The sequence below is a fragment of the Nocardia tenerifensis NBRC 101015 genome (genome assembly GCF_000308715.1).
Classification (GTDB): Bacteria; Actinomycetota; Actinomycetes; order Mycobacteriales; family Mycobacteriaceae; genus Nocardia; species Nocardia tenerifensis.
Map to the genome: position 1 here is coordinate 1 of NZ_BAGH01000412.1, position 10,930 is coordinate 10,930.

Genomic DNA, 10,930 nt, shown 5'->3' on the forward strand with positions numbered 1-10,930 from the left:
CCTGGGTCGCGCGGCTACGGCGCGCCGCATGACCACAGTTCGGGTCGCGTGACCACAGCCCGGCTCGCACGACCGGCCCGCGCCGCATGACTACGGCCCCGGGTCGCGCGACCACAGTCCGGGTCACATGACCAAAGCCCGGGGTCACACAACTACGGTGCGCGCCGCGTGTTTACAGCTCGGTCGCGTGACTGCGGCACGCGCCGCGTGACCACAGCCCGGGTCGCGCGACTGCGGCCCGGTCGCGCGACTGCGGCCCGGGTCGGGTGACTACGGCCCGCGTCGCACGGCAACGGCCCGCGTCGTAGGACGCGGGCCGCTTGGTCCAATTGCTCAGGGTCGCCAGGTGATTCGGCCGCCCTGGAAGTCTTGGGCCTTGCCGTTCTCGTAGTCGTACTCGTCGCTGGTCGGGTAGCCGTAGGGGCCGTCGGCGCCTGCCCTGGCCTCCCAGCTGGTGCGGATGGAGCCCCAAACGGCGTGCGCGCCAGTGGCTTTCGACCAGTAGATGGAGCCGTCGTTGAAGAGGTTGTAGCGGCCGTTGTTCTTGGCGGGGGCCTCGTCGGTGATCGGGAAGCCGAGCGGGCTGTTCTCGGCGCCGAGGGCGTACCACTTGTCGCGGATGACGCCGCCGACCTGGTGCGCGGCCGTGCCCACCGACCAGTAGATCGACCCGCCCTGGAACTGGTTGAAACGCCCCGGTTTCACCGGGGTCGCCTCCTCGCGGGTGACCGGGTAGCGCAGGCCGCCGGTCTCCGCGCCCAGGGCGCGCCACTTGTCCAGGATCGGGCCGCCGACCTGGTGCGCGCCGGTGTCGGGGTGCCAGTAGATCGTGGCGTTGCGCGCGAAATCCTGGAATTTGCCGCCGCCCGCGGCGTCCGACTCCGGGGTGGTCGGGTCGCCGAGGGCCCCGCCGCCGCCCGCCTGGTCGTACTCGGCCTCGATCGCCCCGCCCACATCGAACGGGCCGATCGGTCGCGCGGTCGCGACACCCGCGGTCAGCAGGGTCGCGAGCGCGACGGCGGTCGAGGCCAGCGCTGCGGAGCCGGACGGACGGAGGGGACGAAGACGGGCCAAGTGAGACTCCTAGGTCAGGTGTGACGAGACGGGGCGGAGCGTTGGTAGGCGATGATGGCACGCCTCCCGGACCGACGCGCACGCGGCCCGGTCCGTCGGATCAGCGGGACGGCCCCGCCCGTTGCGCGGGACGGGCTCCGCCGTTTCAGCAGGACGGCTCAGGGCCGCCAGGTGATTCGGCCGCCCTGGAAGTCCTGCGCCTTGCCGCCCTCGAAGTCGTACTCGTCGCTGGTCGGGTATCCGTACCCGCCGTCGACGCCGGCCCTGGCCTCCCAGCTCGTGCGGATGGCGCCCCACACGACGTGCGCCCCGGTGAAGCCGGACCAGTAGATGGCTCCGCCGTCGAAGAGGTTGTAGCGGCCGTTGTTCTTGGCGGGCGCCTCGTCGGTGATCGGGAAGCCGAGTGGGCTGTTCTCCCAGCCGTAGGAGCCCCACTTCTCGCGGATCGCCCCGCCGACCTGATGCGCGGCGGTGCCGACCGACCAGTAGATCGATCCGCCCTGGAAGTGGTTGTAGCGGCCGGGCTTCGACGGCGTCGACTCCTCCCTGGTCACGGGGAAGCCGAGCAGTCCGTTCTCGTAGCCGAAGTCACCCCATTTGTCGCGGATCGCGCCGCCGATCTCGTTGGCTCCGGTGGCCGGATGCCAGTAGATCGAGGCGTTGCGTTCGAAGGCCTGATATCTGCCGCCGCGCCCCACGTCCGACTCGGGAATGACCGGGTCGCCGAAGAAGGCGCCGCCCCCGGCCTGGTCGTACTCGACTTCGATGGCCCCGCCGACGTCGAAGGGGCCGATCGGGCGCGCGGTCGCGGTTCCCGCGGTCAGCAGGGCCGCCGCCGCGGCGGTGGTCATGGTCAATGCGATTCGGGTGCTACGTAGGCGTGTCAAGAGAACTCCCTCTGCTGTTGGTCGACGAGACAGGATGGAATTTCGACACCGGGGCTATCGGTCGCCCCACCTTCACCGTTAGCCGGGCTAAGCTCGCAACCATGGTCGAGACGACGAGAATCGTGCTTGCTTCCCGCCCGGAGGGCGCGCCGACCGCGGCGAACTTTCGCACCGAGACCGCAGAACTGCCGCCACTCGAGGACGGGCAAGTGCTGCTCAGGACATTGTATCTGTCGCTCGATCCGTACATGCGGGGCCGGATGAGTACCGCGAAGTCCTATGCGAAACCGGTCGAGGTCGGCGCGGTGATGGTCGGCGGCACCGTCGGCGAGGTGCTCGAGTCGCGCGCCCCCGGCTTCGCGAAAGGCGATGTGGCGCTTGCCTATTCGGGCTGGCAGACGCACGACGTCGCCGACGCGTCCGGCCTGCGCAAGCTCGATCCCGGCGCGGCGCCGGTGTCCACCGCGCTCGGCGTGCTGGGCATGCCGGGCTTCACCGCGTACTCCGGCCTGCTGAAGATCGGTCAGCCGAAGGCGGGGGAGACCGTCGTGGTCGCCGCCGCCACCGGACCGGTCGGCTCGGCGGTCGGCCAGATCGCCAAGATCAAGGGCGCCCGCGCGGTCGGCATCGCGGGCGGGCCGAAGAAGTGCGCGTACCTGCTCGACGAGTTCGGCTTCGACGCCGCGATCGACCACCGCGCGGCCGACTTCGCCGAGCAGCTGAAGGCCGCGGTGCCCGACGGCATCGACGTCTACTTCGAGAATGTCGCGGGCCCGGTCGCCGAGGCGGTGTATCCGCTGCTCAACACCTATGCGCGGGTCCCGGTGTGCGGCCTCATCGCCAACTACAACGCGGCGGGCCGCCCGGACGGACCCGACAACCTGCCCGCCTTTTACTCGCGCATCCTGATCAAGAGCCTCACCATCCGCGGCTTCATCCAGACCGAGTTCGTCGAGGAGGTCTTCCCCGACTTCCTGCGCGACATGACCGAGTGGGTCGCCGACGGCCGCGTGCGCTACCTCCAGGACGTCACCGAGGGGCTCGAGCACGCCCCCGAGGCCTTCATCGGCATGCTCGAGGGCCGCAACTTCGGCAAGGTCGTCGTGCGGGTCGCCGACTAGCTCACGGCCTAGGGTTTGCGGCCGATACCCGCCCAGTACCAAGCGGATTCGGGATCGGCGGCCTCGCCGTCGGGCCGCCACGTGACCACCGGGACCACGCCCGGCTCGACGATCTCGGTGCCCGCGAACAGCGACTCGGTCTCGGCGCGGCTGCGGGGATGGAAGGTGATGCCCGCCTGCTCGGCGGAGGCGACCACCCGCGCCATGGCGCGCTCGTCGAAGTCGGCGGTGGGGTGGGTGATCACCAGGTAGCTGCCGGAGGGCACCACGTCGAGCAGGTTCGCGATGATGCCGTGCGGGTCGTCCTCGTCGCGGAAGTACATCATGATCGCGACGAGCATGATGGCGATCGGCTGGGTGAGGTCCAGGGTGGCGCCGAGGGCCTGGTCGCGCAGGATGGCGCCCGGGTCGTGCAGGTCGGCGTGGATGAAGCTGGTCTTGCCCTGCGGCTTGCTCGACATCAGGGCGCGGGCGTGCGCGAGCACGATGGGATCGTTGTCGACGTAGACCACGCGCGCCGCCGGATTCAGACGCTGGGCCACCTCGTGGGTGTTGCCCGCGGTCGGTATGCCGGTGCCGATGTCGAGGAACTGGTCGATCCCCGCCTCGGCGGTCAGGTACCGCACCGCACGGCCGAGGAACGCGCGATTGGCGCGGGCCATGGTGCGGATGGCGGGGATATGCGTGGCGATGGCGTCGGCGAGGGCGCGATCGGCCGGGTAGTTGTCCTTTCCGCCGAGCCAATAGTCGTACACTCGCGCCTCGTGCGCGACGCTCGTGTCGATCCTGGTCGGTAAGGCGGCGGTGGACTGTGAACGGCTGTCCGGCATGGTGATTCCCTCCTAGGCGGTCACGGAAGCGTCGGGCCCGGTGACCGCCGAGTCGCCCACGGCTGGCGACTTTCTCCTGCGAAACGTGCCCGGCAAGGATATTCCAGCGAACGCCCGGCATGCGGCGGTTCGATCGGATAACGGTGGTTTTCCGGGGCCGGGTCCTGTTTCGGGGTGAACCTGCTCGCGGGCGTCGCCGGCGACGGTGTCGGCGACCGGTTGATCTGGGCGAGTGTTCAGGTCTCGGTGTGTCGACAAAATGGTGTGTCGCTTCCCATTCGTGATCTTGATGGGGTTCAATTGCGCAGGTCACAAGTTTTTCCGAGCCAGCAGCGATACGTCGCCATTGCTCGTGTCCTGATCCACCTCAGTCTGCGAAAAGGAGCACGAACGTGAGCATGATTCTCGCCGCGCTACACGACACCGTTCTCGCGGAGGTCGGCAATCCGGCACCGGAGGCCCCGCCCATGGCGGACAAATTGCTGCAAATCGGCCGCTACTTCACCTGGCTGGTCCAATTGTCCGGCATCACCGCGATCACCTACGGCGGTGGACGATTCGCGTGGGAGAAGTGGAACGGCGGCGGTTTGGAATCACCCAAGATGATCGCCAGCGCGATGGCCGGCGGCGCGGTCGCCACCAGTGCGGGCACCATCATGAACTCCGTGATCGGCTGATCGGCCGCGACTCGGCGGGAGTCCTCGTCGAGGCGGCGGCATTGTGCCGGCGCCACAGCGGCGCACAACTGATTCGGGCACCGGACCAAGAACTGGTCGGTCGATCAAAGTTGTTGCGCACCAACCGGTTTCCTTACCGCTTGTGATGCGCATCACCTTGCTGGCCGACTGTCGTCCCAGATACATTGTGGACGATGAATCGGACCCCATGTGTTCGGGAAACGGCGACCAAGACCTCGGCCGAGCGACCGAAGTCCGTGGCCGACCGCATCGTCGACCTCGTCGCCGAGCACACCGATCACGTCTTCGGCGTCGGCGGCGCGAATATCGAAGACCTGTACGACGCGTTGCAGCGCAGCGCCGTGCCGATCACCGGGATCGTCGCCAAGCACGAGTTCGGGGCCGCGACGATGGCCGACGGCTACGCGCGCACCACCAACCGGCTCGGTGTCGTCGCCGCCACGTCCGGCGGCGGCGCCTTGAATCTCGTTGCCGCGCTGGGTGAATCGTTCGACTCACGCGTTCCGGTGCTGGCCCTGGTCGGGCAGCCGCCGCTCACCCTGGAGGGGCGCGGGGCATTTCAGGACACGGCCGGTGGCGCGGGACGCATCGACGCGCAGCGGTTGTTCGGCGCTGTCGCGCGGTGCTGTGTCAAGCTGACGCGGGCCGGGGATGTCACGGCGGCCGTGCGGCAGGCGATCGACGCCGCGATGGCGGGTGGACCGGCGGTGTTGTTGCTGCCCAAGGATATTCAAACGCAACCGGTGCCCGACGACGATGCGGTGCCGCGTACCGATCGGACTCACGAGCGTAGCGAACCGGCCGCGCGCGAGGCGGCGCTCGCGCTCGTCGCCTCCGCCGCGAGGGACGGGTGCACGGTGATCATCGCGGGCCCGGAGGTGTCGCGCGCCGACGCGAGAGCCGAATTGCTCGCGGCGGCAAAGGCTTTGCGCGCGGCGGTGGCGGTGACGCCGGACGCCAAAGACGCCTTCCCGAACGACCATCCGCTGTTCGCGGGCATCGCCGGCACCATGGGGCACCCGCGGGTGGCCGAGCTGATCGACGCCGCCGCCCTCTGCGTGCTGGTCGGCACCCCGATGCCGGTGCTCGCCCGCACCGGTCTCGAAGGGGCCCTGAGGAATTGCCCCCACGTGCTACATGTGGGCGCGGATCCGGCGTTCGTGCGCACGCACGTCTCGTTGCGCGGCCCGCTCGGGCCGTGGCTGCTGGAGCTGGCGGCGGCCGGTGAGGTGGGGGATCCGCCTGGCTGGGAGCGACTCGATTCCGCTCCGGCGCTGCGTGTTCCGCCGACGTCGGGTCCGGGAGTGCGCTACCGCGACGCGGTGGAGGCGATCAGCGCGAGCCTGACACCGGGCACGGATGTGGTGGTCGACGCCGGCAATACGGGCGCGGCCGCGGTGCATTACCTGACGGTTCCGGCCGGCGGACGCTCCGTCATCGCGTTGGGCATGGGCGGCATGGGGTACGCGTTCGGGGCAGGCATCGGCAGCGCGCTCGGCCGCGGGCGCCGGACGTTCGTCATCGCCGGGGACGGCGCGTATTTCATGCACGGGCATGAGGTGCACACCGCCATCGAGCAGCACGCGCCGGTGACGTTCGTGGTCTTCAACAACAACGCGCACGCCATGTGCGTGACGCGTGAACAGCTCTACTACTCCGGCGATTACACCTACAATAGGTTCGGGCCCGCGCGCATCGGCGCCGCGGTGGCCGCGATGTTTCCGCGCCTACCGGCCTACTCCACCGATACTCGCGAGCGACTCGTGGCCGCACTCGACGAGACCCGCGCCGCGACCGGCCCCGTTTTCCTCGAAATCCTGTGTGACCCAGACGAAGTCCCGCCGTTCGCCCCCTTCTTGAAGGAGCTCACCGCATGACCGAACCAGCCGCGTCCACGGCCGAGCCCCTCGAGGTTCCCGAGCTCGACGTGCCCGGTGTGTACCGGGTCGAGAACATCAGCTTCAAGGAGGCCATGCCGATGGTCTTGGACATGACCCGCGCCGTGTACCCGCACGACGAAGTCTACGGACAGTTCTGCACCGTCAACGAGTACATCGCGGCGCCGCCGGACGAGGTGTTCGAGTACCTCGCCGACACCCGCAGCCTGTGCGAATGGACCTACAGCATGCGCGGTTTCGAGCGCACGGACCAGCCCGATCTCTGGGTGTCCGACGACCGCATCGGCGAGCACACCCGCATCTACACCCGCACCGTCGCCAACGCCGCGGCCCGCACCGTCGACTACCACTGCGCCTGGGATCAGCCCGATCACCTCTGGATGATCTACCTCATGCGGGTCTTCGACGCGCAGACGGCGTTGAACAAGCCGGGCTCGGTGGTGCTGTGGACCAATTGCCACCATCCGTTCTACGACGAGAACGGCTACCCGGAGACCGCGCCGCCGGAGCGGCCGGTCTGGGTCGGCGACTTCTGGAACCTCTTCTACGCGGGGCATCTGCTGGAACTGCGCAATCTGAAGGCGATCTGCGAGCACCGCCACGTCAAGGGCGAGCCGATCAAGCCGGGGTGGATGAGCTGATGGGTGCCGCGACCGACACCGTCAGCTTGGTCGACGTCTCCAGCTACCTGCCCAAGAACCGGGTCACCGCAGACTATTTCGCCCGCTACGCCGATCCGGCGGACACCGTCTCGAACGCCATGTTCAAGTCGCCGCCCGCGCGCCACCACATCGCGCCCGGCGAGACCCCCGCCGACATGGCCGAGCAGGCGATCGCGCCGATGCTCGAGCGCCGCGGCCGCGAATTCCTCGACGAGATAGACATTCTCATCGCGCACACCCAGTTGCCGGAGACGCCCATCGTCGGCAACGGCGGGGAGATCGCGGCCCGGCTCGGCATCGCCCCGGAGTGGCTCATCGACCTGCACAACGGCGGGTGCGCGGCATTCGTCTACGCCATGAAGATCGCCAGGCAACTGCTGCTCGGCGGCGAGGCGCGCGCCGCGCTCATCCTGACCGTGCAGAACGCGGCGGGCCAGATCTTCACCCAGGAGCAGGTGCGGGGCAAGCCGCAGGCCGCCATCCCCGGTGACGGCGCGGGCGCCGGATTGCTCGTGAAGTCCGGCGACTCACCGATTCTCGGTATCGAGGCCCGGCATCTGCCGGAGTTCGCCGGGCAGATGACGGGGGTCGCCGAGCCGCCGCGCAAGTACTGGGAGGCGGGTCCCGGGCAGATGTACGTCGGCTTCACCGAGTCGAAGATCGCGAAGGTCCTCGCCCGCGGCAATCGCATCGTGCCGGAGGCGGCCCACGCGGTCTGCGGCCGGATCGGCGTGCGGTCCGACGAGGTGGACGTGCTGATCACCAACCAGCCGAACCGGGCGTTCCTCCGCAATTGGCGTGACGCGCTACAGATCCCGGTGGAGCGGCACCCCGACACGTTCGACGAGTGCGGCAACCTCTTCGCGGCGGGCATGCCCGTCACCTTCGACCAGGCGGTGCGGGCGGGGCGGGTGCCCGCCGGGTCGTTGGTCATGTTCGCGGGCTTCGCGCACGCCGGAGACTTCGCGGCGGCCGCCGCGGTGCGCTGGGGCGGGCGCGCGGGTTGACCGAGCCGACCGCGCGCCTCGGTCTCCGGCTCTCGCTCAACGAGAACCCTTACGGGCCTTTGCCTTCGGTGCGGGCGGCGCTGTCCGACGCGCTGGCCGGCGCGAACCGCTACCCGGAGTTCCTGCCGCGCAGGCTGCCCGAGCTCATCGCGCGGCGGCTCGGCTACCCACCGGACCGGGTGGTGGTCGGCGCGGGCGCGACCGGCGTGATCATGCACATTCTGCAGGAGTTCGTGACTCCCGGCGCGGGCGTCGTGATGGCGACGCCGACCTTCGACGGCTATCCGCTGCTCACCGACACCGTCGGCGGGCGGGTGGTCGAGGTGCCGTTGACGCCGCACGGGCACCAAGACCTGGCGGCGATCGCGGCCGCCGTCGACCATCGCACGGCCGTCGCGGTGCTGTGCAGCCCGCACAATCCGACGGGTACCCGTCTGCGCCACAACGCGTTCGCGGACTTTCTCGCGCGCACCGACCCGTCGGTCGTCGTCGTCCTCGACGAGGCGTACGTGGATTTCGTGCCGCCCGGCGAGCGGGTCGACACCGCGACCCTGCTCGAACGGCACCCGAACCTGGTGGTGACGCGCACCTTCTCCAAGGCATACGGGCTCGCCGCGCTCCGTGTCGGCTACGCGGTCGGCGCGGCGCCGCTCATCGCCCGAATCCGGCGCTGGCAGTTGCCCTTCGGCACGACCGCGTTGGCGGAGGCAGGCGTCCGCGCCTGCTACGCCGCCGAGCACGAGCTGGCGTTGCGCACCGAGTCGATCACCCGCGAGTGCGGCCGGCTCACCGACGGCCTGCGCGAGCTCGGCTACCTCGTGCCGACCAGCGCCGCGAACTTCGTCTACCTATCCGGTTGCGCCCCAGCCGAACTCGATCGGTTGCGGGTGGGTTTCGCGCGCGAGGGCATCCAGGTGAAGCACTGCGCCACCGGTATCCGGATCACCGTGGGCGATCCCGCCGCGACCGAGGCTGTCGTCGCCGCGGCGCGATGAAAGTGCCGCGATAGCAATCTGTTTCATCGGAAGCGAGGTGGATACGGTGCCGGCCAGCGACTTTCAGCGCACGAAGAGGGCGTCGATGCGCGCGTCGAGCTGGGCCAGGATGTCCTCGCCCAGCGCGGTGAGCGTCGCACCCTCGTGCAGCGTGCGCGACAGGGCGCGGTAGCGCATGAGCAGGGTGTCGAGCCGGGCTGACCAGCGCTCGTCCATGCCGTGGTCGATGGCCTTGGCGAAGGCCTCGCACAGCCGCGCGTACACGAAAGACGCGTGAAACACCCCGATTACCGGCCTCGGGTCGGGGCGGGCCACGGAGACGAGCCGCTTGTCGGGCGGGTCGTCGTGCAGTCTGCCGGTGTGCTGAATCGCGAAGAGCCGCAGGTGCGCGGCCTCGTGCACCAGGCGCTCGAAGGTGAACAGCAGATCGTCGGGCGCGGAGCGCACGAAGACCGCGCCCTGGAACAGCGGCGTCGCCCAGCCGAGCAGCAGCTCGCTCTCGAACGGGACGATGACGCGCACGTAGCGCAGCAGCTCGGCCGCGGCCTCGGGCCAACACTCGCGCAGCAGCGTGAGCACCGTCCGATACGCGTCGATCAGGGCCGGGCTCGGCTGGGTGACCGGCTTCAGGTCCCGGCGCGCGTCGGTGCCCACGCCGGGGACCGCGTTCATGCGCGCGAGGAAGCGGCGGAACACCGGATCGCCCGCGTCGAGCACGAGATCGGCGTCCGGGAGCGGGCGCACGCCCTGGTGCAGCAGTTCGCGCGAGGTGACGCCGTGCCGGCTCGGCCCGGCGTCCAGCAGCGCCTCGTCCCCGGTGATGCGGATGGAGGTGAAGGGCTCGTCGGCGACGCGCCGATGGCGGAGCCCGGGGCCGCGCAGGTCGCCCTCGGCCAGCGGGACCACCATGGCGCGATCGGGTACCGCGTCGCCCTCTATCAAGGCGGCCAACAGGATTCGGTTCAGGTCCAGGGGCTGGATATCGGTCGCCTTGCCGTCCGACACCGACCACTTCTTGAACAGGGGATGGCTCACCGCGCGCGCCAGGTCGCCGTCCGGCAGCCGGTCCACCGACTCGCGGGCGAGCGCCATCTGGTCGCGGTACGGGTCCGCCGGGTGCGCGAGGTGCGTGTCGAGCTTGCGCAGCAGCGTGTCTTTCGCGCGGTCGGCGAGCAGGTCGGGCAGGCGATCGGTGCCGGAGGCCGGGGTCGGCGTAATGCTGATGTCAGGCATGGGATTTCGTTTCGACGGTGGTAGGGAGTCGGCCTCAGTGACTGACCGACGCGCACTGCTGTGCGGACAAGCTGGTCTCGGCGAGGTGCGCGAGGTCGGCCGCGGTGACCGCGGCCAGCTCCGCGACGGTCGGCGGCCGGTGCGGGGCCGCCAGCGCGCGGGCGACGGCGGATGGAAAGTCCTTGGGGTCCAGCCGATATCGCTGGAGCACCATCAGCCGCGCCGTCTCCAGCGCGTCCTCGTCGGGCCGGAAGTACCTGGACTCGGGCAGGGTTCCCAGCTGCCGGCATCGGGTCGCGTCACACGGGTCCGCGCCGGTGTAGGCGACGAGCGCCGAGGCGGTCGCGTCGAATCCCGCGTACGCGGTGTACGCGCCGCCCTCCTCACGGACGAGCGGGTGGATGAAGCGGCGACGCAGGTCGGCGCCGAGCACCGCGGCGGTGGCCGCGTCGACCCGCGCGGCGATCGGCCACGCGGTGGCGTGCGCGTGCCACTCGTGCTCGTTGGTGAAGGCCACCGTGACCG

At 69.9% G+C, this 10,930-nt stretch carries 11 protein-coding genes; 6 read left to right on the plus strand and 5 right to left on the minus strand.

Annotated elements, in window-relative coordinates; all coding sequences use genetic code 11:
* Nucleotides 1-333 precede the first annotated feature (333 nt).
* Both ON39_RS32595 and ON39_RS32600 read right to left on the minus strand, forming a co-directional pair.
* Entirely contained in the window at nucleotides 334-1,074 is a 741-nt protein-coding gene (locus tag ON39_RS32595; protein ID WP_040739946.1) for an LGFP repeat-containing protein, read from the minus strand.
* A 158-nt stretch (nucleotides 1,075-1,232) separates the two neighbouring features.
* Nucleotides 1,233-1,961: an LGFP repeat-containing protein gene (locus ON39_RS32600; protein WP_425454145.1), complete on the minus strand. Its 729-nt coding sequence runs from the start codon at nucleotides 1,959-1,961 to the stop codon at nucleotides 1,233-1,235.
* A 101-nt stretch (nucleotides 1,962-2,062) separates the two neighbouring features.
* Between ON39_RS32600 and curA the strand changes: the two genes are divergently transcribed.
* Nucleotides 2,063-3,082, plus strand: coding sequence for an NADPH-dependent curcumin/dihydrocurcumin reductase (gene curA, locus ON39_RS32605; protein WP_040739948.1), 1,020 nt, complete (start codon nucleotides 2,063-2,065; stop codon nucleotides 3,080-3,082).
* 8 nt (nucleotides 3,083-3,090) lie between these two features.
* On the opposite strand, the gene ON39_RS32610 is transcribed toward curA, so the two are convergent.
* Nucleotides 3,091-3,912, minus strand: coding sequence for an SAM-dependent methyltransferase (locus ON39_RS32610; protein WP_040739949.1), 822 nt, complete (start codon nucleotides 3,910-3,912; stop codon nucleotides 3,091-3,093).
* 398 nt (nucleotides 3,913-4,310) lie between these two features.
* On the opposite strand from ON39_RS32610, the gene ON39_RS32615 reads away from it, so the two are divergent.
* The 5 genes from ON39_RS32615 to ON39_RS32635 all read left to right on the plus strand — a co-directional run bounded on the left by ON39_RS32615 (nucleotide 4,311) and on the right by ON39_RS32635 (nucleotide 9,172).
* The gene (locus tag ON39_RS32615) at nucleotides 4,311-4,589 is read left to right on the plus strand and encodes a hypothetical protein (RefSeq protein ID WP_040739950.1); all 279 of its coding nucleotides are present in this window, start codon (nucleotides 4,311-4,313) and stop codon (nucleotides 4,587-4,589) included.
* A 194-nt stretch (nucleotides 4,590-4,783) separates the two neighbouring features.
* Nucleotides 4,784-6,487 carry a thiamine pyrophosphate-binding protein gene (locus ON39_RS32620; protein WP_083894827.1) on the plus strand — a complete coding sequence of 568 codons (1,704 nt, stop codon included), beginning with the start codon at nucleotides 4,784-4,786 and terminating at the stop codon, nucleotides 6,485-6,487.
* On the plus strand, nucleotides 6,484-7,149 hold the full coding sequence (locus ON39_RS32625) for a hypothetical protein (protein ID WP_040739952.1): 666 nt from the start codon (nucleotides 6,484-6,486) through the stop codon (nucleotides 7,147-7,149). The genes ON39_RS32620 and ON39_RS32625 overlap by 4 nt, the downstream gene beginning before the upstream one ends.
* Nucleotides 7,149-8,177 (plus strand): 3-oxoacyl-ACP synthase III family protein, encoded by a 1,029-nt coding sequence (locus ON39_RS32630; RefSeq protein WP_040739953.1) that lies wholly within the window; start codon nucleotides 7,149-7,151, stop codon nucleotides 8,175-8,177. The genes ON39_RS32625 and ON39_RS32630 overlap by 1 nt, the downstream gene beginning before the upstream one ends.
* Entirely contained in the window at nucleotides 8,174-9,172 is a 999-nt protein-coding gene (locus ON39_RS32635) for a pyridoxal phosphate-dependent aminotransferase (RefSeq protein ID WP_040739954.1), read from the plus strand. The genes ON39_RS32630 and ON39_RS32635 overlap by 4 nt, the downstream gene beginning before the upstream one ends.
* A gap of 63 nt (nucleotides 9,173-9,235) precedes the next feature.
* Here ON39_RS32635 and ON39_RS32640 read toward each other — a convergent pair whose 3' ends face one another.
* Nucleotides 9,236-10,405: an aKG-HExxH-type peptide beta-hydroxylase gene (locus tag ON39_RS32640; RefSeq protein WP_040739955.1), complete on the minus strand. Its 1,170-nt coding sequence runs from the start codon at nucleotides 10,403-10,405 to the stop codon at nucleotides 9,236-9,238.
* A 34-nt stretch (nucleotides 10,406-10,439) separates the two neighbouring features.
* Nucleotides 10,440-10,930 (minus strand): hypothetical protein (locus ON39_RS32645; RefSeq protein WP_218006187.1); only part of this gene is annotated, 491 nt, incomplete at its 5' end.

Coding starts and splice junctions, on each gene's coding strand:
- curA (WP_040739948.1), top strand. CDS start 2,063: ATGGTCGAGACGACGAGAATCGTGCTTGCTTCCCGCCCGGAGGGCGCG.
- ON39_RS32610 (WP_040739949.1), bottom strand. CDS start 3,912: ATGCCGGACAGCCGTTCACAGTCCACCGCCGCCTTACCGACCAGGATC.
- ON39_RS32615 (WP_040739950.1), top strand. CDS start 4,311: ATGATTCTCGCCGCGCTACACGACACCGTTCTCGCGGAGGTCGGCAAT.
- ON39_RS32620 (WP_083894827.1), top strand. CDS start 4,784: ATGAATCGGACCCCATGTGTTCGGGAAACGGCGACCAAGACCTCGGCC.
- ON39_RS32625 (WP_040739952.1), top strand. CDS start 6,484: ATGACCGAACCAGCCGCGTCCACGGCCGAGCCCCTCGAGGTTCCCGAG.
- ON39_RS32630 (WP_040739953.1), top strand. CDS start 7,149: ATGGGTGCCGCGACCGACACCGTCAGCTTGGTCGACGTCTCCAGCTAC.
- ON39_RS32640 (WP_040739955.1), bottom strand. CDS start 10,405: ATGCCTGACATCAGCATTACGCCGACCCCGGCCTCCGGCACCGATCGC.